Source organism: Pseudomonas sp. G1002, assembly GCF_013385455.1.
In the GTDB taxonomy this organism is placed as follows: Bacteria; Pseudomonadota; Gammaproteobacteria; order Pseudomonadales; family Pseudomonadaceae; genus Aquipseudomonas.
In genome coordinates, this window is the sequence record NZ_JACAPY010000001.1 from 53287 (window position 1) to 75969 (window position 22683).

Sequence of the window (22683 nt, forward strand, 5' to 3'; positions counted from 1 at the left end):
CAAGCCCGCTCCCACATTGGATAGTCGTTGTTTTCCAGACCGTGTTCCCGCAGCGAGAACCCCATGTCTCAAACTCCACCCACCGGCCAACCCGCCTACGTCTTGCACAGCCGCGCCTACCGCGAGACCAGCGCCCTGGTGGACTTCCTCACGCCCCAAGGCCGCCTGCGCGCGGTCTTGCGCAGTGCACGCGGCAAGGCCGGCACCCTGGCGCGGCCCTTCGTGGCCCTGGAAGTGGAGTTTCGTGGACGCGGCGAGCTGAAGAACGTCGGCCGCATGGAAGCTGCCGGCGCCTCCAACTGGCTCAACGGTGAGGCGCTGTTCAGCGGCCTCTACCTCAACGAATTGCTGATCCGCCTGCTCCCCGCCGAAGACCCGCACCCCGGCGTCTTCGATCATTATGCCGCCACCTTGCTCGCCCTCGCCGAAGGCCGTCCCCTGGAACCGCTGCTGCGCGCATTCGAATGGCGCCTGCTGGATGACTTGGGCTACGGCTTCGAACTGAGCAACGACCTGCACGGCGAGCCCATCGCCGCCGACGGCATGTATCGCCTGCAAGTGGACGCAGGCCTGGAGCGGGTCTACCTGCTGCAACCCGGCCTGTTCCAGGGCACCGAATTGCTCGCCATGAGCGAAGCCGACTGGACCGCCCCCGGCGCCCTGTCCGCCGCCAAGCGCCTGATGCGCCAAGCCCTGGCCGTGCATCTGGGCGGTCGGCCACTGGTCAGTCGCGAGTTGTTTCGAAAGCCCTGACATCCCCGTGTATGCTGTGCAGCGATTCCTTCCCTCTTCAGGAGCGCTTTTCGTGACCACCAGCAATCGCATTCTTCTCGGCGTGAACATCGACCACGTAGCCACCCTGCGCCAGGCCCGGGGCACCCGTTACCCGGACCCGGTCAAGGCCGCGCTGGACGCCGAAGAAGCGGGCGCCGACGGCATCACCGTGCACCTGCGCGAAGACCGCCGCCACATCCAGGAGCGCGACGTGCTGCTGCTCAAGGACGTGCTGCAAACCCGCATGAACTTCGAAATGGGCGTCACCGAGGAGATGATGGCGTTCGCCGAGCGCATCCGCCCGGCGCATATCTGCCTGGTGCCGGAAACCCGCCAGGAACTGACCACCGAAGGCGGCCTCGATGTGGCTGGCCAGGAAGCGCGGATCAAGGCTGCCGTGGAGCGCCTGTCGAAGATCGGCAGTGAAGTCTCGCTGTTCATTGATGCCGACGAGCGCCAGATCGAAGCTTCGCGCCGTGTCGGTGCCCCGGCCATCGAACTGCACACGGGCCGTTATGCCGATGCGACCACACCGACCGAAGTTGCCGACGAATTACAGCGCATCATCGACGGCGTCAACTGCGGCCTGGGCGAAGGCCTGATCGTCAACGCCGGCCACGGCCTGCACTACCATAACGTCGAAGCCGTGGCTGCGATCAAGGGCATCAACGAGCTGAACATCGGCCATGCGCTGGTGGCGCACGCGCTGTTCGTCGGCTTCAAAGGCGCCGTCGCCGAGATGAAAGCCTTGATTCTGGCCGCCGCCAAACATTAAAAGAGCGCTGAAGATCCAATGTGGGAGCGGGCTTGCTCGCGAAGGCGGTGGGTCTGTTACTCATGCATCGTCTGACACGCCGCTTTCGCGAGCAAGCCCGCTCCCACACAAGCCCGCTCCCACATGTGGCAATGCGAACCCTTACTGTTTAGGTGATGCCGGTGTATGGTATCTGCCCTTTGCGGGTCTCGGACCCGCGGCAGATACGTGAGGTTGTTGTGTCCCAATCGTTTTCCCGTCGACAAATCCTGGGTGGTCTTGCCGGTCTCGCGGTGGTGGGCGTCGGTGCCGGTGGCGCCTATCGCTACTGGCTCGGGAAGGTGGCCGAGGCCGAGGCGGGGCACGATTACGAGCTGATCGCCGCGCCGCTGGACGTGGAGCTGGTGCCGGGGCACAAGACCCAGGCCTGGGCCTTCGGCCCTTCGGCGCCGGGCACCGAGTTGCGGGTGCGCCAGGGTGAATGGCTGCGGGTGCGCTTTATCAACCACCTGCCGGTCGCCACCACCATCCACTGGCATGGCATACGCCTGCCGCTGGAAATGGACGGCGTGCCGTATGTCTCGCAATTGCCGGTACTGCCGGGCGAATACTTCGACTACAAATTCCGCGTGCCCGATGCCGGCAGCTATTGGTATCACCCCCACGTGAACAGCAGCGAAGAACTGGGCCGTGGCCTGGTGGGCCCGCTGATCATCGAAGAGCGCGAACCCACCGGTTTCAAGCACGAACGCACCCTGAGCCTGAAAAGCTGGCACGTGGACGAAGAGGGCGCTTTTGTCGCCTTCAGCATTCCCCGCGAAGCGGCCCGGGGAGGCACCGCCGGACGCCTGTCGACCATCAATGGCGTGTCCCAGGCGGTGATCGATTTGCCGGCCGGGCAGATCACCCGTGTGCGCCTGCTCAACCTCGATAACACCCTGACCTATCGCATCAACATCCCCGACGTTGAAGCGCAGATCTATGCCCTGGACGGCAACCCCATCGAACCGCGCCCGCTGGGCAAGGAATACTGGCTCGGCCCTGGCATGCGCATCTGCCTGGCGATCAAGGCGCCGCCCGCCGGTGAAGAGTTGTCGATCCGCAACGGCCCGGTACGCCTGGGCACCTTCCGCTCGGTGGCCAGCACCGACACGGCGACCGAATGGCCGCCTGCGTTGCCGGCGAACCCGATTGCCGAGCCGGACCTGGCCAATGCCGAGAAACTCAACTTCAATTTCGAATGGGTTGGATCGGTCTCGGTGAACGTGGACAATAAGCCACCGAGCCTGTGGCAGATCAACGGCCAGGCCTGGGACATCACCGACAAGACCTGCGCCGACCGCCCGATTGCCAAGCTTGCAAAGGGCAAGAGCTACATTTTCGAATTGAAGAACATGACCCAGTACCAACACCCGATCCACCTGCACGGCATGAGTTTCAAGGTCATCGCCTCGAACCGCCACAAGGTGATTCCGTACTTCACCGACACCTACCTGCTGGGCAAGAACGAGCGTGCCCGCGTGGCGCTGGTGGCGGATAACCCGGGTGTCTGGATGTTCCACTGCCATGTGATCGACCACATGGAAACCGGCCTGATGGCCGCCATCGAGGTGGCGTGATGCGCCAGTTTCGCCCCACGGCGATTATCGACCGCAGCCGCGACCAGGACTTCATGCGTGAAGCGCTGGCCCTGGCTGCCCAGGGTGCCGCGCTGGGCGAAGTGCCGGTGGGCGCGGTGCTGGTGCAGGATGGCGAAGTAATCGGGCGCGGCTTCAACTGCCCCATCAGCGGCAACGACCCCAGTGCGCATGCCGAGATGGTCGCGATTCGGGCCGCTGCTCAGGCTGTCAGTAATTATCGACTGCCGGGCAGTACGCTCTACGTCACGCTGGAGCCGTGCAGCATGTGCGCCGGGCTGATCGTGCATTCACGGATTGCCCGGGTGGTGTACGGCGCGCTGGAGCCGAAAGCCGGGATTGTGCAAAGCCAGGGGCAGTTTTTTACCCAGGGCTTTCTCAACCATCGGGTGCTGTATGAGGGCGGGGTGTTGGCCGAGGAGTGCGGGACGGTGTTGAGCGAGTTCTTCAAGGCGCGAAGAGCCAAAGGCTGACGCGATGCCCTGTGGCGAGGGAGCTTGCTCCCGCTGGGCTGTGTAGCGGCCCCAAAATCTGGGGAGCGCTGCGCACTCCAGCGGGAGCAAGCTCCCTCGCCACAACAGCAGTCTTATTTCTTCAACACAACAGCAGTCTTATTTCTTCGCGACAATCACCGCCCGCATCGGCGCCGGCAGCCCTTCGATGGTCTTGCTGTGATCTTCAGGGTCCAGGAAGTCGCTGAGGGACTGATACTTCATCCACTCCGTGCCGCGCTGTTCCTCGACCGTGGTCACGCTCACGTCCACACAGCGCACCTCACTGAAGCCCGCACGTCGCAGCCACAGCATCAGCGCCGGCACCGACGGCAGGAACCAAACGTTGCGCATCTGCGCGTAGCGGTCTTCCGGCACCAGCACTTGCTGCTGATCGCCTTCAACCACCAGCGTCTCCAGCACCAGCTCCCCACCCTTGACCAGGCAATCCTTCAGCGCCAGCAAATGCTCGATGGGCGAGCGGCGATGGTAGAACACGCCCATGGAAAATACCGTGTCGAAGCCTTCCATGTTCGACGGCAGGTCTTCAAACGGGAACGGCAGGTGCCAGGCCTTGGGCGTCGGCAGATAACGCTGCACCGCCTGGAACTGGCAGAAGAACAACCAGTTCGGGTCGACGCCAATCACACTGTCGGCGCCGGCGCCGAGCATGCGCCACATGTAATAGCCGTTGCCGCAACCCACATCGAGGATGCGTTTGCCCTTGAGGTCCAGGTGCGGCGCGACCCGTGACCACTTCCAGTCCGAGCGCCATTCGGTGTCCACGTGCACGCCGAACAGATCGAACGGCCCCTTGCGCCACGGGCAAAGGCCCATCAGCGCAGTACGCATTTGCGCACGGGTGTCGTCGTCGCAATCGGTATCCAGCACCAGGCCGTTCAGCAGGTCGATTTCACTGGGCATGATCTTCGGCAGCGCATCCAGCGCGCTCTGCCAGCGTTCCAGGTCGCCATGGCCTTTTTCCATCTTTGCATCGAGTTGCGCTTGCAGGCCCTGGGCCCATACGGCCAGGGGAGTGCCGACCAGGTGGCGGGCGAGGGGAGACAGATCAATCATGGCAAGGCAATCAACGAAGCAAAGTTAAGACACTGGAACCACGGCACGACTTTCGAGAACCCGGCCGCAAGCAGGCGTTCGCGGTGTTCTTCGAGGCTGTCGGGCTTCATGACGTTTTCGATGGCGCTGCGCTTCTGGGCGATTTCCAGTTCGCTGTAGCCGTTGGCACGCTTGAAGGCGATGTGCAAATCGGTGAGCAGCGCATGTTCTTCCGGGTCATTGAAGCGCAGCTTTTCCGAAAGGATCAGCGCGCCGCCCGGCAGCAGCGATTGGCGAATGCGCGAGAGCAACGCCTGGCGTTGTTCGGGGGCGATAAATTGCAGGGTGAAGTTCAGCGCCACCACCGACGCCGGCTGGAATTGCAGGGCGAGGATATCGCCCTCGATCACCTCCACCGGCAGCAACTCCTGGAACATCGAGTCCTGGCCGTTGAGGTATTCGCGGCAACGCTCGACCATCGCCGCCGAGTTATCCACAGCGATCACCCGGCAACCGTCGGTGCGCACGTGACGGCGCAGGGCCTGGGTCACGGCGCCGAGGGACGAACCGAGGTCGTAGAGCACGCTATTGGGCTGGGCAAATTGCGCCGCGAGCACGCCGAGGTTTTCGACGATGGTCGGGTAGCCGGGCACCGAGCGCTTGATCATGTCCGGGAAAACCCGCACCACGTCTTCGTTGAAGGCGAAGTCCGGCACCTGGGGCAGGGGCTGGGCGAATAGGCGATCGGGTTCTTTGCTCACGGCTGTTCCGGCGACGAAGGGGGAAAGCCGGGCATTTTAGCGTAGGAGCTGGCTTGCCGGCGATGTTCGTTAACGATGACGCGTACTTTCTGGATGAACGCGGCAACGGTGGGTTTTTTCGCTGGCAAGCCAGCTCCTACAGGTTGACGGTTTTTTTCTGAGGAAAGGAAGAGGCCGTAATGCCCCACTGCCCCAGCCAGTAGCTGACAATCAGCAAATACGGCGCCGCTTCAAACGCCACCACAAACCGATTGATCCCGATCAGCGTGTCGGAGAACACGAACGATGCCGCACCTGCCGCCGCCAGGTACGCCGATCGCTTGGGCACTTCGCTGCCCAAGCGCGCCAACGCTCGCCACAGCATCGCGCTGATCACCAGCGCATACACCACCACCGGTACCAGCAATGGGCCAAGGCCGTGGGAAATCAGGATGCTCAGCAAGATCGCGCCGACGACCAGCGCCAGCACCAGCGGCAAAATCGCCGGGCGGCGGCAGTCGCTCAAGTAGGCTTTCAGGTACGCCAGGTGTGCGAACAAAAACGCACCGAGGCCGAAGATGAACAGGTCGCCGGGCCAGGCCAGCAGCACGTCACCCACCAGGGAAAAAATCAGCCCCAGGCTGATCCAGCGTCGATAGTCAGTGGGCGGCGCATCATGCAGCCAGCCCAGCAGCGCCAGTACCGGCAATGGCTTTACCAACAGGCAGAGCAGGGTGGCGTGGGTGCTCAGGCCGTAGATAAAGGTTACCGCCCCCATCAACGCAAGGATCATCCATGGCATATCAGTTCACCGTAATGGCGCAGTCGAAGGTTTCGGCCGGTTCTGCTTCCGGCTCCCAGGGTTGTTGTGAGGTGAGGCGCAAACGGCCCTGGCCGGCGTTGAAGGCCTGGAAGCGCCAGGTGGATTGGCCGCCACTGCCGACCACGCCGGTGTCGTCGGTGTTGCTGTAGACCTCGGGGCTCAGGCTGCGCAGCACGCCGCCGGCCGAGTCCTGGATGGCCCAGCGGTAACCGGTGGTGGGATTGCTGGGCAGGGTCAGGATCAGGTTTTGCCCGGTCTTGAGTTGCAGCGGGCAGGCGCTCTGTTTTTCCACGGTGACGTTTTGCTTCGGCGCACTGGCGCAGGCGGCGAGCAGGCAAAGGCTCAGGGGGAGAAGCAGACGGGCAGCGGTCATGGGGGCTCCGTTGTTTGGCGACGAAGGGCGAGCATAACCGAAGATGAGACAAGGTGTGACAGATGGCGTTGTGTTGGCTGCACCGGCCTCTTCGCGAGCAAGCCCGCTCCCACATTCGACCGCATTCCAAAGCATGGACTCGGTCAAGTGTGGGAGCGGGCTTGCTCGCGAAGAGGCCAGCTCAGGCGCTACATAACTATCAGAACAACACCTTCGCCACATCCGCAAAGCGCTTGGCAAAGTGCACCGTCATCCCTTCCTTCAGGTACTCCGGCAGCTCTTCAAAGCTCCCCCGGTTAGGCTCCGGCAAGATCAACTCGTGAATCTTCTGGCGCCGCGCCGCAATCACCTTCTCGCGCACCCCGCCAATCGGCAGTACATGCCCGGTCAACGTCAGCTCACCGGTCATGGCCACGCCTTTTTTCGGCGGCTGGTTACGCGCCAGCGACAGCAGCGCACTGGCCATGGTCACGCCCGCGCTCGGGCCGTCTTTCGGTGTGGCGCCTTCCGGCACGTGCAGGTGCACGAAGGCTTCATCGAAGAACTTCGGGTCACCGCCAAACGACTTCAGGTTCGAGCTGATGTAGCTGTAGGCAATCTCGGCCGACTCCTTCATCACTTCACCCAGTTGCCCGGTGAGCTTGAAGCCACGGTTCAGCGTGTGGATGCGCGTCGCCTCGATCGGCAGGGTCGCGCCGCCCATGCTGGTCCAGGCCAGGCCGGTGATCACACCGGTGCCCGACAGCACTTGCTCGTTACGGAACACCGGCATGCCCAGGGAGGCTTCCAGGTCCTTGTTGCCGATCTTGATCACCGAGTCCGGCTCATCCAGCAGCTTGACCACCGCCTTGCGCACCAGTTTGCCCAGCTGTTTCTCCAACTGACGCACCCCGGCTTCGCGAGCGTAACCATCGATCAGGGCGCGCAGGGCGCCGTCGCTGATGGACAGGCTGTTTTTCGACACGCCGGCTTTTTCCAGCTGCTTGGGCCACAGGTGACGCTTGGCAATCGCGACCTTTTCTTCGGTGATGTAGCCCGACAGGCGAATCACTTCCATCCGGTCCAGCAACGGGCCGGGGATCGAATCCAGGGTGTTGGCGGTGCACACGAACAGCACTTTGGACAGGTCCAGGCGCAGGTCCAGGTAGTGGTCGAGGAATTCGACGTTCTGTTCCGGGTCGAGGGTTTCGAGCAGGGCCGAGGCCGGGTCGCCCTGGTAGCTCTGGCCCATCTTGTCGATCTCGTCGAGCATGATCACCGGGTTCATCACTTCCACATCTTTGAGGGCTTGCACGAGCTTGCCCGGCATCGCACCGATGTAGGTGCGGCGATGGCCCTTGATCTCGGCCTCGTCGCGCATGCCGCCGACGCTGAAGCGGTAGAACGGCCGGCCGAGGGATTCGGCAATTGATTTGCCGACACTGGTCTTGCCCACGCCCGGCGGGCCCACCAGCAACACGATGGAGCCGGCGACTTCGCCCTTATAGGCGCCCACGGCGAGGAACTCGAGGATGCGACTCTTGATGTCGTCCAGGCCGGCGTGGTGTTTGTCGAGCACTTTGCGGGCGTGTTTCAGGTCGAGTTTGTCCTCGCCATACACGCCCCACGGCACCGAGGTGGCCCAGTCCAGGTAGTTGCGGGTGACCGCGTACTCCGGCGAACCGGTTTCAAGGATCGACAGCTTGTTCATTTCTTCGCTGATGCGTTTCTGCGCCTGGGTCGGCAGGACCTTGTCCACCAGGCGTTGTTCGAATTGCTCGACGTCGGCGCTGCGATCGTCCTTGGTCAGCCCCAGCTCTTGCTGGATGACCTTGAGTTGTTCCTTGAGGAAGAACTCGCGCTGGTGTTCGCCGATCTTGCGGTTCACTTCGGCGGAGATTTCTTTTTGCAGGCGCGCGACTTCGACTTCCTTGCGCAGCATCGGCAGGACTTTTTCCATGCGCTTGAGCATGGGCACGCAGTCCAGCACTTGCTGCAGTTCAGTGCCGGTGGCCGAGGTGAGGGCGGCGGCGAAGTCGGTCAGCGGCGACGGGTCGTTGGGGCTGAAGCGGTTGAGGTAGTTCTTCAGTTCTTCGCTGTACAGCGGGTTGAGCGGCAGCAGTTCCTTGATCGCATTGATCAGCGCCATGCCGTAGGCCTTGACCTCGTCGGTCGGCTGGGTTGGCTGGTGCGGGTATTCGACTTCCACCAGGTACGGTGGGCGGTGGTGCTTGAGCCAGGTCTTGATCCGCACGCGGGTCAGGCCCTGGGCGACAAATTGCAGCTTGCCGTTTTCGCGGCTGGCGTGGTGCACCTTCACCAGGGTGCCGTACAGCGGCAGGCTGGAGGTGTCGAAGTGGCGCGGATCTTCAGGCGGGGTTTCCATGAAGAACAGGGCAAGGGAGTGGTGGTCGGACTTGCTCACCAGCTCCAGGGTTTCGGCCCACGGCTCTTCATTGACGATCACCGGCAACACTTGCGCCGGGAAGAAAGGCCGGTTGTGGATCGGGATGATGTAGACCTTGTCGGGCAGGTTTTGCCCTGGGAGGGCCAAGCCAGTGTTGGCGGAAGTGTGTTCAGCGTTTTCCGGGTCGGCGTAGTCGTTGAGGTCGATGTCCGGGAATTCTTGCTGGTCGCTCATGGGGCACCTGCATAAGGAAGTATGCAAGTTAGATGGGGCGGGTCGGCAGTGGTTTCAATGGGTGGGGTGAGATAGCAACATATTGCACAATATTTTCAAAAGCACCGCTGAACAAATGTGGGAGCGGGCTTGCTCGCGAAGGCGGTCTGTCAGTCGATGCATCTGTGACTGATGCGCCGCCTTCGCGAGCAAGCCCGCTCCCACATTTTCGATTGTATTTCGTCAGCTGAGTTTGTGCAGGTAGGCCGGTAAAGGTTGTTCAGGCAGCACCGACAGCACTTTCAAGCGCTGCAACATCCGCTGCCGGGCCCGTTGCAGGTGCTCGCGCAGGTTCAGGGCGGCGGCGTCGAAGGCGCCATGCAACAGCAACTCCAGGATCAGCCGGTGCTCGGCCAGCATCGCCGGATCGGCACCGATGCCCAGCAGCCGGTAGAAAATCCGGCTGATGATCATCGGGCTCTGCCCCTGGCGAATCAGCGCGGCGATCTTGCGATTTTGCAGGCCGGCGAGGCAGTGCTGGTGCAGGTCTTCCTCGATCTGCTCGATCTCTTCCAGGCTGCAATGGGCGCTGTTTTGCGCATCGAGCACGCGCTGCAACATGGCGTGCAGCAGGTCGCGGTCGAGGTTCGGCGCGCTCTGGCGCAGGGCTTCGGGCTCCAGGCAGGCGCGCAGTTCGTAGTCTTCGGTGACTTCCCGGGCAGTCAGTGGCCCGGCCAGCCATTGGGAATAGGGTTCCTTTTCCACCAGGCCACGGTCCCGCAGGCGCATCAGCGCTTCACGCACCACCGCGCGGCTGACGTTGTAGTGCTCGGCGGCGGCCTGTTCATCGAGGCGATAATGCCCGAAGGCGATACAGGTCGAGAGCGCCGCGCCGATTTCCTCGACGATGCGCTCCCCCAGTGGCCGGGTGTCCACCAATTCATCTTCACCGTTGAGGCCCAGGTGCGCATGGCTCAGGGGCAGGCGCAGCGGCTCCATCTCCAGGCCGTCGGGGTTGATCAGGTAACCCCGGCCATCGAAGCGGCAGATCAACCCTTCGTCATGCAACAGGTTCAGCGCCTTGCGCACCGGCACCCGGCTGGTGCCGAACAATTCGGCCAGCGGCGCTTCCAGCAACACCAGGCCATGGCGGGCGGTGCCGTGGGTGATGGCGTCGCGCAGAACCTGGTGAATCATCGCGTAACGGGAAGCCGAGGCTGACACTGCTTTCATCGGGCTCTCTGGAGCAAACGGGTCGGTGGCCGGGGATTCTCTCATAGTTGCGCCTGTCACTCTGCGCCACGTCGGTGGCACTTTTTTGGGGCCTTCAGAGGGTTGATGTTACTTTTCTGCACCAAAATGTATTTATTAATAAAAGATACATTATTTCATTCCTGGCGAGCCTTAAACACCAGCTGATATTTCTTTTAATGCCTGAAACCCATCTAGCCCGTGGATCTGCTCCAAAGTGCCAGGTGTGGCAACCGAGCTGTCCACGAGACTGGCACGAAAGCTGCCTTTGTAAAATGTACATTTTATTAATATGTACATTTTTCAAAGGTCATTCCTATGTCAGACGCCACTTCAATGGCCGAGGATTTCGCCAGCGGTCGCAGCGACCCGGTGCAGGTCCTGGAACAGGCACTTGCCCACGCGAGCATGGCCCCCGGCGTGTTCATCTCCCTGACCGCCGAGCGCGCCCGCCGTGAGGCCGAAGCGTCGGCTGCCCGTTGGCGTGCCGGCCAGCCGTTGAGCGTATTCGACGGGGTGCCACTGGCCTGGAAAGATCTGTTCGATGTGGCCGGCAGCATTACCACGGCGGGCGCGGCCTATCGCCGCAATGCGCCGGCTGTCTTGCTGGACGCACCAAGTGTGGGCCTGTTGTGCCGCGCCGGAATGGTCAGCGTCGGCAAGACCAACCTCAGCGAGCTGGCCTATTCCGGCCTGGGCCTGAACCCGCATTTCGGCACGCCGCACAACCCGGCCAGCGTCGATCAACCGCGGATTCCCGGCGGCTCGTCGTCGGGCTCGGCGGTCGCCGTGGCAGCCGGCATCGTGCCGATCGCCATGGGTACCGACACCGCCGGCTCCATCCGTATTCCGGCTGCGCTGAATGGCGTGGTCGGTTATCGCAGCAGTTGCCGGCGCTACAGCCGCGACGGCGTTTTCCCGCTGGCTCACACCCTCGACAGCCTCGGCCCGCTGACCCGCAGCGTGCGCGATGCACTGGCCATCGACGACCTGCTCAATGGTCGCGAGCAGCGCCCGCCACGCCCGCCCCGCAGCCTCAATGGCCAGCGGTTCTGGGTCGAGCAAAGTGTGCTGGAAGACGCACGGGTTGAACCTGCGGTGCGCGATAACCTGCAACGTTGTGTGGACCGATTGAAGGCAGATGGCGCGCTGATTGACGTGCGCCCCTCGAAGACCTTCCAGGCCACTCTCGACCTGATCCTGCACCAGGGCTGGCTCGGCGCCTTCGAAGCCTTCGCCCTCCACGAAGCCCTGCTCGACAGCCCTGATGCCGAGCAACTCGACCCCCGCGTTCGCCGTCGCCTTGAAGCGGCCCGCACACTGCCGGCCAGCCAACTGCTGGCGCTGTACGACGCCCGTCGCCGCCTGCAACAGCAGCTTGTCGACGAACTCGACGGCGCGATCCTCATCACCCCCACCGTGGCCCATGTGGCCCCGGCCCTGGCGCCGTTGGAAGTCGACTTTGAACTGTTCGTCAGCACCAACCTCGCCACCCTGCGCCTGACCATGCCCGGCAGCCTGCTGGACATGCCCGGCGTCAGCCTGCCCAGCGGCCGCGATGCCCTGGGCCTGCCCACCGGCCTGCTGCTCAGCGCCCCCAGCGGCGAAGACGCGCGCCTGCTTCGGGCCGCGCTGTCGGTAGAAGCCGCACTCACTTTTTAAGGAGACACATCATGGCTAAAGACATCCTCTGTGCATTTGGCGTCGACGTCGACGCGGTCGCCGGCTGGCTCGGTTCCTATGGCGGCGAAGATTCCCCGGACGACATTTCCCGCGGCCTGTTCGCCGGTGAAATCGGTGCGCCACGCCTGCTCAAATTGTTCGAGCGCTACGGCCTGCGCACCACCTGGTTTATCCCCGGCCACTCGATGGAAACCTTTCCCCAGCAGATGAAGGCGGTGGCCGACGCCGGTCACGAAATCGGTGTGCACGGCTACAGCCACGAAAACCCGATTGCGATGACGGCCGAGCAGGAAGAAATCGTCCTCGACAAGTCCATCGAGCTGATCACCCAGGTCACCGGCAAACGCCCCACCGGCTACGTCGCACCATGGTGGGAATTCAGCAAGGTCACCAACGAACTGCTGCTGAAAAAAGGCATCAAGTACGACCACAGCCTGATGCACAACGACTTCCACCCGTACTACGTGCGCAAGGGCGACACCTGGACCAAGATCGACTACAGCCAGCACCCCGACACCTGGATGAAACCCCTGGTGCGCGGCGAAGAAACCGACCTGGTGGAGATCCCGGCCAACTGGTACCTAGACGACCTGCCGCCGATGATGTTCATCAAGAAAGCCCCGAACAGCCATGGCTTCGTCAACCCGCGTCACCTCGAAGAAATGTGGCGCGACCAGTTCGACTGGGTCTACCGCGAGCACGAACACGCGGTGTTCACCATGACCATCCACCCCGACGTGTCCGGGCGCCCGCAAGTGCTGCTGATGCTTGAGCGGCTGATCGAACACATCCAGAGCCATGCCGGCGTGCGCTTCGTCACCTTCGACGAAATCGCCGATGACTTTATCCGCCGCCAACCACGTACCTGACACCCGTACCTAAACCCTGGCCAACCTCCCGAGGCGCGATTCATGTCTATCTACAACAAGCTTGATCTGACTGGCTGGAAACCCCGGCAACTGACGCCCAAGGAAGTGCGTTTCGCCACCTGGATCGCGTTTTTTGCCTGGGTGTTTGCGGTGTATGACTTCATCCTTTTCGGCACCTTGCTGCCGGAAATCGGGCGGCACTTTAACTGGGGTGAAGTGGAGCAAGCGGAGATTGCGACATGGGTGGCGGTAGGCACCGCCGTGGTCGCGCTGGCCATCGGTCCGATCGTGGACAAACTGGGTCGGCGCAAAGGGATTATTTTCACCGTGGCCGGTTCGGCGATCTGCTCGGCGCTCACCGCCATTGGTGGTGCGTGGGGCAAGTCGTCGCTGATCCTGATCCGTTCGCTGGGCGGCCTGGGTTATGCCGAGGAAACCGTCAACGCGACTTACTTGAGCGAACTGTACGCCGCTTCGGATGATCCAAAACTGGCCAAGCGTCGCGGCTTTATCTACAGCCTGGTGCAGGGCGGCTGGCCGGTGGGCGCGTTGATCGCGGCGGGTTTGACCGCGCTGTTGCTGCCGGTGATTGGCTGGCAGGGGTGCTTCGTGTTTGCGGCGATCCCGGCGATTGTCATCGCGGTCATGGCGCGCAAGCTCAAGGAAAGCCCGCAGTTCCAGATTCACCAGCGCATCAGCGAGCTGCGTAAAAGCGGCGCGGTGAAAGAGGCGCAAAACGTCGCCGTGACCTACGGCGTGGACTATGACGAACACAGCAAGGCCGGCCTCAAGGCCGCATTCCGTGGCCCGGCCCGCCGTGCAACCCTGGTGATCGGTGCGGCGCTGCTGCTCAACTGGGCGGCGATCCAGGTGTTCAGCGTGCTGGGTACGTCGGTGATCGTCAGCGTGCACCACATCTCGTTCGAGAACTCGCTGATCATCCTCGTGCTGTCGAACCTGGTGGGCTACTGCGGCTACCTCAGCCACGGCTGGATGGGCGACAAGATCGGCCGGCGCAATGTCATCGGCCTGGGCTGGATGCTCGGCGGGCTGTCGTTTGCCGGGATGCTGTTTGGCCCGAGCAACATGGCGATGGTGGTGGGGCTGTACAGCCTGGGCCTGTTCTTCCTGATCGGGCCGTACTCGGCGGCGCTGTTTTTCATCAGTGAAAGTTTCCCCACCAGCATCCGGGCTACCGGTGGCGCGATCATCCATGCCATGGGGCCGATTGGTGCGGTGGTTGCCGGGTTCGGCGCGACCCAGGTGTTGTCGGCCGGGAGTGACTGGCAGACCGCTGCGCTGTGGTTTGGCGCAGTGCCGTGCTTCCTCTCCGGTGCGTTGATGTTTGCCGCGCGCCATGTGCGTCCGGAAACCGTCCAGTAAGGAGTTGATTCGATGAGTCGTAAAGTTGCATTGATTACCGGTGCCGCCAGCGGCATCGGCCAGGCCCTCGCGGTGGCGTATGCCCGCAGCGGCGTGGCGGTGGTGGGCGGGTATTACCCGGCCGATCCCCATGACCCGCATCACACAGTTGCGCTGGTGGAAGAGGCGGGCGGTGAATGCCTGATGTTGCCGCTGGACGTGGGCGATACAACCTCTGTGGATAACCTGGCGGCGCAGGCGGTCCAGCACTTCGGTCGCCTCGATTACGCGGTGGCCAACGCCGGTTTGTTACGCCGTGCGCCACTGCTGGAAATGACCGACGAGCTATGGAACGAGATGCTCAACGTCGACCTGACCGGGGTGATGCGCACCTTCCGGGCGGCAACCCGGCACATGCATGAAGGCGGTGCGCTGGTGGCGATTTCGTCGATTGCCGGTGGCGTGTATGGCTGGCAGGAGCACGCGCACTATGCGGCGGCCAAGGCCGGCGTGCCGGGGTTGTGTCGGTCGCTGGCGGTGGAATTGGCGCCGTTGGGGATTCGTTGCAACGCGGTGATTCCGGGGTTGATCGAGACGCCCCAGTCGCTGGACGCGAAGAACTCCCTCGGGCCGGAAGGGCTGGCGAAAGCCGCGCGGGCGATTCCGCTGGGCCGAGTCGGGCGGGCGGATGAAGTGGCGTCCCTGGTGCGGTTTTTGACCAGTGAGGAGTCGAGCTACCTGACCGGGCAGAGCATTGTGATTGATGGTGGCTTGACCGTGCGCTGGCCGGACTAACCCCCAGTTTTAAGCCGGACTCGCTCCAAATGTGGGAGCGGGCTTGCTCGCGAATGCGGTGGATCAGTTCCGCATGTATTGGCTGGCACTCCGCTTTCGCGAGCAAGCCCGCTCCCACATTTTTGACCGCGTTCGCCGTTTGATTATTTCAGGAGTTCACCATGCCCCAACTCGCTAACCGCCGTGCTGTGATCACCGGCGCCGGCAGCGGCATCGGCGCCGCCATCGCCCGCGCCTACGCCGTCGAAGGCGCGCGTCTGTTGCTGGCCGACCGCGATGCCGCCACCCTCGCCGAAACCGCCATCACCTGCCGCAACCTCGGCGCCGAAGTCCTCGAGTGCGTGGCCGATGTTGGCACCGTCGACGGCGCCCGGGCCAGCGTCGATGCCTGCGTCACCCACTACGGCGGCATCGACATCCTGGTCAACAACGCCGGCATGCTGACCCAGGCCCGTTGCGTCGACCTGACCCTGGACATGTGGAACGACATGCTGCGCGTCGACCTCACCAGCGTGTTCGTCGCCAGCCAGCGCGCCTTGCCTCACATGATCGCCCAGCGCTGGGGCCGGATCATCAACGTCGCCTCGCAACTGGGGATCAAGGGCGGCGCCGAGTTGACGCACTATGCGGCGGCCAAGGCCGGCGTGATCGGCTTCACTAAATCCCTGGCCCTGGAAGTGGCCAAGGACAACGTACTGGTCAACGCCATCGCACCCGGGCCCATCGAAACGCCATTGGTAGGCGGCATCAGCGACACCTGGAAACGCGCCAAGGCCGCCGAGTTGCCCCTGGGTCGTTTCGGCCTGGCGGACGAAGTCGCGCCGACTGCCGTACTGCTGGCCAGCGAGCCGGGCGGCAATCTGTTCGTCGGCCAGACCCTTGGCCCGAACTCCGGCGACGTCATGCCATGAGCGGGTACTAAGCATGTGCGGACTTTGCGGCCTGCTGGGCGAAGACCTGCACTGGAGCGACCCTTTGGGCGATGAATTGCCGCGCCGACGCGAACGCCTGCGCCGCATCGCGGCGATCAACCAGGTGCTGGCGGTGTTCCGGCTCAAGGTCGAAGACTTCCAGGGCGCGTCCTATCTGCTGCTGGGCGCCACCGGCAAACAGGAACTGGCCAGCGGCCTGGATCAACTGTGGCAGGCGGCAGAGACCATGCTCGGTCGACCGCTGGACCCGTTGGACCCGCGCCTGCTCGATCATCTGGAACTGTAGGAGCCCGGCTTGTCGGCGATGGCGTCCTTGATATCGCCATCGCCGGCAAGCCGGACTCCTGCAGGGGCATCATTGAGGTAGAACTATGAGCATCGCGCTAAACGTCATCACCGGCTTCCTCGGCAGCGGCAAGACCACCTTGCTCAAGCGCCTGCTGCAAGGTGAAAGCCTGGGCGACACGGCGTTGCTGATCAATGAGTTCGGCGACGTCGGCATCGACCACCTGCTGGTGGAGGAAGTCGCGCCGGACACGGTGCTGCTGCCCAGCGGCTGCGTGTGCTGTTCGATTCGCGGCGAGTTGAAAGACGCCTTGCTCGGCCTGTTGCAGCGTCGTGAGCGGGGTGAGATTCCGGCTTTCAAGCGGGTGATCCTGGAAACCACCGGCCTGGCCGACCCGGCGCCAATCCTCGCCACGTTGAACAACGACGTGCAACTGCGCGGGCGCTTTCATATCGGCCTGGTGGTGACGCTGGTGGACGCCAGCCACGCCGCCCTGCAAGAGCGCCTGCACCCGGAATGGCTGGCGCAAGTGGCCGCTGCCGATCGCCTGCTGTTGAGCAAGACCGACCTCGTCGAAGACTGTGGCCCGTTGCGCTTGCACTTGCAGGCACTGAACGCCGGCACGCCGATCCTCAATACCTGCGATATCGACAGCGGTGAACAACTGCTGCTTGGCGAAGGCCTGCGCAGTGCCGAGCCCGCTGCAGAAGTCCGCCGCTGGAAACTCCATCAAACCACCGCCGCCAACCACGGCGCTGCGCAAGTCTGTTGCCTGACCTTCGATCAGCCGCTGGATTGGGTCGGTTTCGGGGTCTGGTTATCGATGCTGTTAAGATGCCACGGCGAACGTATTCTTCGCGTCAAAGGACTGCTCAACGTGAACGCCAGTAACGCTCCCATCGTCATTCATGGCGTGCAGCATTGCCTGCATGCCCCGGTTCACCTGCCTGCCTGGCCGGGGACCGATCGGCAATCGCGCCTGGTGTTTATCCTGCGCGGGCTCGACCCGGCTCTGCTGCGGCGCTCCTTTGAAGTGTTCTCCAGAAGGTTCGCCGCATGATCACGCTTCGCGTCCTCGGCACCTCGGTGACCTTGCTCGAAACCTTGCGTGTGCGAGCGGAAAAAGAGCTGGGCATTCGCCTGGTGTACCAGGTGCATGATGTCGAGCAGGCCCAGCGCATTGCGGTGATGCAGCCTGACAGCTACGACCTCTACGACCAGTGGTTTCACAACGTCGACTTCGTGTGGCCGGCGCGGGCGATCCAGCCGATCGACACCCGGCGCATCGCGCTGTGGCACGAGATCAACGACCTGCCCAAGCGCGGACGCTTGTCCGCCAACGACCGTCTGGGCAGCGGCAGTGTGCCCAGCGAGCGCCTCTTCGTGCAGCACGACGGCAGCCTCGGCAGCACCGTCACCGAACGCATCAGCATGCTGCCCCTGACCCACAACGCCGACAGTTTCGCCTACCGCCCCGAGCGCTTGCCCGAAGGGTTCAACCGCGGCAACGAGAGTTGGGGCTGGTTGCTGGACCCTGCCTGGGGCGCACGCACTGCGTTGCAGAGCGACGCCGCCATCGGCGCCCTGGACGCGGCGCTGGCCGTGCAAGGCGCGGGCCTCGCGACCTTCAAGGACATCGGCAACATGAGCATCGAAGAGATCGATGTACTGGCCGATATCCTGGTGCGTAAACAGAAGGAAGGCCACTTCGCGGCGTTCTGGTCCGATGACGAGGAAGCCGCGCAACTGATGCTCAGCCCGAGCATCGATATCCAGAGCCTGTGGTCACCGACCCTGATGCGCCTGCATCGGGCCGGGGTCAAATACCGCCTGGCGGTGCCCCGTGAAGGCTATCGCGCCTGGTTCGGCGGGTTGTCGCTGTCGCGCCATGCCAAGGGCCCGGTGCTGGATGCGGCCTATGCCTACCTCAACTGGTGGCTGTCCGGCTGGCCGGGTGCGGTGATGGCGCGCCAGGGTTATTACATCGGCAACCCGGCTCGCAGCCGAGATCACCTGAGCAGCGCCGAATGGGACTACTGGTACGCCGGCCTGCCCGCCCGGGAAGAGCTGTTGGGCAGCGATGGCTTACCGCTGATCGATGTGGGTGACGTGCGCGACGGCGGTTCCTATGAACAGCGCATGGGGCATATCGCGGTGTGGAACTCGGTGATGGATGAGCACAACTATCTCGTGCGGCGTTGGGGGGACTTCATGCGGGCGCGAACGTCGTAACGGCAGCCTGTCGCCAAATTAATGACATATAAACTCCCGTATTTATTGGGTGCACTTCTTCTCTTGCGCAGCTAATCTGGATAATTCAAATATCCCTGTAAAAAGGATATTTATTTGACGCCGGTTCAGCTATCGCGAGGGACGCGTATGACGAAGGGACGTTTCGGCTGGAGGGGGCAGGCGCTGCCAGAGGGCAACAGAATGAGGTGGCGCCATACGTTTCAAACCCGGATTGCCGGGGTGCTGGCGCTGCTGTTGCTGGTGGTCGTGGCGGCGGTGTATTTCGCGGTGAAGACCGCCACCAATCGCGCCGTGGAAAACCAGGCCCAGGTGCAGCTGGAAACCGGCAGCCAGGTGTTCGAACGCCTGCTCGACCTGCGTGGCCGGCGCCTGCAATACGGCTTGAACTGGCTGACGGCGGACCTGCCGTTTCGCCAGGCTGTCGCCGATGGCGAACCCGACGCGATTCTCGCGACCCTGCGCCGGCATGGTACCGGCCTGAGTTCCAGCGAGGTATTTGTGCTGGGGCTCGACGGCCGCGTGATGGTCAGCACGTTACCGGCGCTGACGTCCGGCCAGGCCTTTCCCTATAACGATGCCTTGCGCCAGGCCCGGCGCAGCGGCCTGCAAATGTTGATCGTGGCCCTGGATGGCCGGCCTTTCCTGCTGGTGCAACAGGAAGTCGTCGACCCCGCACCGATCGCCCGTGTCGCCATGGGCTTTCCCATGGACGAAATCTTTGCCAGTGAATTGCGCTCCATGAGCAACCTGGAAGTGTCGTTCATCAGCGCGCAGCATGGTCAGCCCGGCGAATTGTTCAGTACTCAGCCCGAGGCGCTACAGGCGTCGATTGCCGGCGACCTGCAGGGCGCGTACATCAACCCGGTGGCGCAATTGAACCTGTTCCACGGCCAGCGCTATCTCAGCCAGGTGCTGCCGTTGGGCAACACGGCAGACGGTGGCGAGGTCCGGGTGCTGCTGCAAAGCCCGCTGGACCACGCCCTTGAATCCTTCGCGCCGCTGGACCGGCAATTTCTCGCGATCGCCCTGGTGGTGCTGCTGGTGTCGCTCGCGGGTGCGTTGTTTCTGGCGCGGCGGGTTTCACGCCCACTCAATGCGTTGGTGCAGGCGGCCGAACGCATCGGGGCCGGTGACTACCGCACACCGGTACAGGTGCGCAGCCACGATGAGTTCGGCCTGCTGGCCCAGGCCTTCAACGCCATGCAAACCGGGATCGCGGTACGCGAGCGACAACTGGCCCACAACGCCTTGCACGACCCGCTCACCGGCCTGCCTAACCGCGCGCTGGCCATGGAGCGCCTGGGCAGCGCCATCAGCGCTGGCCGGCCGGTGGTGTTGCTGTACCTGGGGATTGAAAACTACCGGGTGATCAACGAAGGCTACGGTCCGGAAGGCGTGGAAGAAATGCTCCGCGAAGCCAGCCGCTGCCTGCTGTCGAGCCTGTCGGCCAGCGACACCGCCGCGCGCATCACCGGCAGCGAGTTTTTGCTGCTGCTGGAAAACACTGCGATCGACCGCGCGGTGGCCCTGGCTGACCGCTTGTATGGGCTGCTCACCGAACCCCAGCGCATTGGTGGCGATGAATTGCGCCACGAAGTGAGCATCGGCATCGCCGCCTACCCGGCCGACGGCCAGCAGGTTGAAGAGCTGATCAGCCGCGCCGCGATTGCCCGCCACGATGCGGCAGCGTTCCCGGGTTACTTACAGATCTACCAGCAGGACCGCGACCTCGCCCATCAACGCCAGATCAGCCTGATTCGTGACCTGCGCCGGGCGCCGACGGAGGGCGAGTTGTACCTGTGTTACCAGCCCAAGCTCGACCTGCACCATGGCCATGTGCGCCAGGCCGAAGCGCTGTTGCGCTGGCAGCACCCGACCCTGGGCCTGGTGTCGCCGGCCGAGTTCATTCCCCTGGCCGAGCGCACCGGCAGCATGGGCAGCCTGACCCAGTGGGTGATCGAAGAAGCCATTCGCCAACTGGCCGAGTGGGCGGTGCGCGGGTTGGAGGTGCAGTTGTCGGTGAACATCTCGGTGGATGACCTCGCCGATGACGGCCTGGCCCTGCGGGTGACCGAGTTGCTGGCGCACTACCGGGTATCGGCCCGGCAACTGATTTTCGAAATCACCGAAAGCGCGATCATGCACAACCCGGCCCAGGCCCTCAGCGTGCTGGAGCAACTGCGCGCTTGTGGCATCAGCCTGTCGGTGGATGACTTCGGCACCGGCTATTCATCCCTGGCGCAACTGCAACGCCTGCCGGTGCAGGAATTGAAGATCGACCAATCGTTTGTGCGCAACCTCGACAGCACTTCCGGCGACGGCGTGATCGTGCGCTCGACCATCGAAATGAGCCACAACCTGGGGCTCAAGGTGGTGGCCGAAGGGGTGGAGTTCGAGCCCAGCCTCAAGCTGCTCAAGCTCTGGAAGTGCGACACGGCCCAGGGCTATCTGATCAGCCGGCCGTTGAATGCCATGGCGTTTGAGATGTGGATGCGCCGCGAGCGCGTGCCGGTCTAGGGCGTCGGTGGCTGCACCGACACCGGTCTTTCAGTGTTCCACCGTTGCATCGACCAGGCTTTGCAACCGTTCCCACAAGCCTTCGACGTGGTGGCGCTCCGTCCCCAGCGCGCCAATGGACACGCGTACCATCCAGCGCTCGTCGAGAACGGCGGGGGTGACGTAGGCGCTGCCTGAATGGTTGAGCTTTTCCGCCCAGGCCCGGGTGTAGTTATCCAGCGCCTCACCATCAAGGCCTGGTGGCTCGTGGCGAATGCACAAGGTTTGCAGGGTAACGGCGGCTACCAGTTTCCAGTGTTTGCTGCCTTCAATCTGTTCTGCCAGCCAGCGGGCATTCGCCAGGTCACGCCGCAGCCGGGCCTGCAGGCCGCTGACGCCTTGCTCGCGGATCAGGAACCACAGCTTCAGCGCGCGGAACCGGCTGCCCAGGGAGATCCGCCAGTCGCGGTAGTTCCTGACCTGGCCGTCAGCCTTGGACTGTAGATAGCTGGGGTTGGTGGTCATGATGCGAATCAAGTGCTCGGGGTCGCGTACAAAGTACACCGAGCAATCAAACGCCGCCCCCAGCCATTTGTGAGGGTTGAGGACCAGCGAGTCGGCGTTCTCGATGCCGTGCCACAGCGCGCGGCATTCCGGGAGGATCATCGCGGCCCCGGCCATGGCTGAGTCGACATGCAACCACAGGCCGTGGCGTTGCGTCAGGGCGCCGATGGCTTCCAGGGGGTCGATGGCCATGGCTGCCGTTGTGCCGGTGGTCGCAATCACCACACAGGGTCTGTTCCCGGCAGCCAGGTCTTGTTCGATTGCCCGCTCCAATGCATGCGGTGACATTGCATTGTGTTCGTCGGTTGCCACGGTACGGATATTGTTCTGGCCGAACCCCGCCAGGATCGCGGCCTTGTTCACTGAACTATGGGCGTGGGCCGAGGTGTAGACGATCAAGGAGGCGCCGCTGTTTTGCAGGCCATCGTGCATCAGCGCGTAGTGGGAGCTGCGTTCGCGGGCGCTGATCAGCGCCACGAGGGTGGAGGTCGAGGCCGAGTCCTGGATCACTCCGCTCCAGTTGGCGCTCAGGCCGATCATGTCGCGCAGCCAATCGGTGGTGACTTCCTCTATTTCAGTCAGGGCCGGGCTCGATTGCCACGACAATCCCACCACGCCCAGGCCGGTACTCAAGCAATCGCCGAGGACGGAGGACAGTTCCACATTCGACGGGAAGAACCCGAAGAAGCTTGGATGCTGCCAATGCAACAGACCGGGCATGATCAGTGTTTCGACGTCGCCCATGATCTGTTCGAACGGTTCGGCTGTCTCAGGCGGGCTGGCCGGCAATGCGGACCTGATTTCGCCCGGGGCCGTGGTGGGTTGCACACCGCGTTGCTCGATGTTTTGTCGATAGTCTGCAATCAGGTCGATCATGGCGTGGCCATGTCGGCGGAATTCTTCAGGTGTCATATCAGGGTGTCCGTCAGGAAGAGAAATAAAGGC

20 protein-coding genes are annotated in these 22683 nt (G+C 63.2%); 13 read left to right on the forward strand and 7 right to left on the reverse strand.

Annotated features, from left to right (window positions below; all coding sequences use genetic code 11):
• Window positions 1-63: 63 nt before the first annotated feature.
• From recO to tadA, 4 genes are all read left to right on the forward strand, one after another.
• The gene (recO, locus tag HX801_RS00235) at window positions 64-753 is read left to right on the forward strand and encodes a DNA repair protein RecO (protein ID WP_003210428.1); all 690 of its coding nucleotides are present in this window, start codon (window positions 64-66) and stop codon (window positions 751-753) included.
• Window positions 754-805: 52 nt separating this feature from the next.
• Window positions 806-1549 carry a pyridoxine 5'-phosphate synthase gene (pdxJ, locus tag HX801_RS00240; RefSeq protein WP_003210427.1) on the forward strand — a complete coding sequence of 248 codons (744 nt, stop codon included), beginning with the start codon at window positions 806-808 and terminating at the stop codon, window positions 1547-1549.
• Between the two features lie 218 nt (window positions 1550-1767).
• Window positions 1768-3147, forward strand: a complete 1380-nt coding sequence (locus tag HX801_RS00245; RefSeq protein ID WP_087695164.1) for a multicopper oxidase family protein — start codon at window positions 1768-1770, stop codon at window positions 3145-3147.
• The gene (gene tadA, locus HX801_RS00250; RefSeq protein ID WP_003210422.1) at window positions 3147-3638 is read left to right on the forward strand and encodes a tRNA adenosine(34) deaminase TadA; all 492 of its coding nucleotides are present in this window, start codon (window positions 3147-3149) and stop codon (window positions 3636-3638) included. The genes HX801_RS00245 and tadA overlap by 1 nt, the downstream gene beginning before the upstream one ends.
• Before the next feature lie 138 nt (window positions 3639-3776).
• Here the strand turns inward: tadA and cmoB are convergent, their stop codons facing one another.
• From cmoB to HX801_RS00280, 6 genes are all read right to left on the reverse strand, one after another.
• Window positions 3777-4733, reverse strand: a complete 957-nt coding sequence (gene cmoB, locus HX801_RS00255; RefSeq protein ID WP_003210420.1) for a tRNA 5-methoxyuridine(34)/uridine 5-oxyacetic acid(34) synthase CmoB — start codon at window positions 4731-4733, stop codon at window positions 3777-3779.
• Entirely contained in the window at window positions 4730-5473 is a 744-nt protein-coding gene (gene cmoA / locus HX801_RS00260) for a carboxy-S-adenosyl-L-methionine synthase CmoA (protein ID WP_003210418.1), read from the reverse strand. The genes cmoB and cmoA overlap by 4 nt, the downstream gene beginning before the upstream one ends.
• A gap of 136 nt (window positions 5474-5609) precedes the next feature.
• Window positions 5610-6254 (reverse strand): lysoplasmalogenase, encoded by a 645-nt coding sequence (locus tag HX801_RS00265; RefSeq protein WP_102605186.1) that lies wholly within the window; start codon window positions 6252-6254, stop codon window positions 5610-5612.
• Window position 6255: 1 nt separating this feature from the next.
• Entirely contained in the window at window positions 6256-6648 is a 393-nt protein-coding gene (locus HX801_RS00270) for a protease inhibitor I42 family protein (RefSeq protein ID WP_003210413.1), read from the reverse strand.
• 199 nt (window positions 6649-6847) lie between these two features.
• Window positions 6848-9268 carry an endopeptidase La gene (gene lon / locus HX801_RS00275; protein WP_003210412.1) on the reverse strand — a complete coding sequence of 807 codons (2421 nt, stop codon included), beginning with the start codon at window positions 9266-9268 and terminating at the stop codon, window positions 6848-6850.
• 222 nt (window positions 9269-9490) lie between these two features.
• Window positions 9491-10480 (reverse strand): GntR family transcriptional regulator, encoded by a 990-nt coding sequence (locus HX801_RS00280; protein WP_177021377.1) that lies wholly within the window; start codon window positions 10478-10480, stop codon window positions 9491-9493.
• Between the two features lie 336 nt (window positions 10481-10816).
• On the opposite strand from HX801_RS00280, the gene HX801_RS00285 reads away from it, so the two are divergent.
• The 9 genes from HX801_RS00285 to HX801_RS00325 all read left to right on the forward strand — a co-directional run bounded on the left by HX801_RS00285 (window position 10817) and on the right by HX801_RS00325 (window position 21195).
• Window positions 10817-12160 carry an amidase gene (locus HX801_RS00285; RefSeq protein WP_177021378.1) on the forward strand — a complete coding sequence of 448 codons (1344 nt, stop codon included), beginning with the start codon at window positions 10817-10819 and terminating at the stop codon, window positions 12158-12160.
• 11 nt (window positions 12161-12171) lie between these two features.
• The gene (locus HX801_RS00290) at window positions 12172-13050 is read left to right on the forward strand and encodes a polysaccharide deacetylase (protein WP_177021379.1); all 879 of its coding nucleotides are present in this window, start codon (window positions 12172-12174) and stop codon (window positions 13048-13050) included.
• A 42-nt stretch (window positions 13051-13092) separates the two neighbouring features.
• Window positions 13093-14433 (forward strand): MFS transporter, encoded by a 1341-nt coding sequence (locus HX801_RS00295; RefSeq protein WP_003210404.1) that lies wholly within the window; start codon window positions 13093-13095, stop codon window positions 14431-14433.
• Window positions 14434-14445: 12 nt separating this feature from the next.
• A complete protein-coding gene (locus tag HX801_RS00300) occupies window positions 14446-15207 on the forward strand; it encodes an SDR family NAD(P)-dependent oxidoreductase (RefSeq protein WP_003210402.1) in 762 nt (253 codons plus the stop codon).
• Between the two features lie 161 nt (window positions 15208-15368).
• The gene (locus HX801_RS00305) at window positions 15369-16118 is read left to right on the forward strand and encodes an SDR family NAD(P)-dependent oxidoreductase (protein WP_177020385.1); all 750 of its coding nucleotides are present in this window, start codon (window positions 15369-15371) and stop codon (window positions 16116-16118) included.
• 13 nt (window positions 16119-16131) lie between these two features.
• Complete coding sequence (locus tag HX801_RS00310) at window positions 16132-16425, forward strand: hypothetical protein (RefSeq protein WP_003210398.1); 294 nt, start codon at window positions 16132-16134, stop codon at window positions 16423-16425.
• Between the two features lie 85 nt (window positions 16426-16510).
• On the forward strand, window positions 16511-17485 hold the full coding sequence (locus HX801_RS00315) for a GTP-binding protein (RefSeq protein WP_177021380.1): 975 nt from the start codon (window positions 16511-16513) through the stop codon (window positions 17483-17485).
• A complete protein-coding gene (locus HX801_RS00320) occupies window positions 17482-18657 on the forward strand; it encodes a PotD/PotF family extracellular solute-binding protein (protein ID WP_003210394.1) in 1176 nt (391 codons plus the stop codon). The genes HX801_RS00315 and HX801_RS00320 overlap by 4 nt, the downstream gene beginning before the upstream one ends.
• A gap of 201 nt (window positions 18658-18858) precedes the next feature.
• Window positions 18859-21195 (forward strand): bifunctional diguanylate cyclase/phosphodiesterase, encoded by a 2337-nt coding sequence (locus tag HX801_RS00325; protein ID WP_177021381.1) that lies wholly within the window; start codon window positions 18859-18861, stop codon window positions 21193-21195.
• Between the two features lie 30 nt (window positions 21196-21225).
• Here HX801_RS00325 and HX801_RS00330 read toward each other — a convergent pair whose 3' ends face one another.
• Window positions 21226-22650: a pyridoxal-dependent decarboxylase gene (locus tag HX801_RS00330; protein ID WP_177021382.1), complete on the reverse strand. Its 1425-nt coding sequence runs from the start codon at window positions 22648-22650 to the stop codon at window positions 21226-21228.
• Between the last annotated feature and the right edge of the window lie 33 nt (window positions 22651-22683).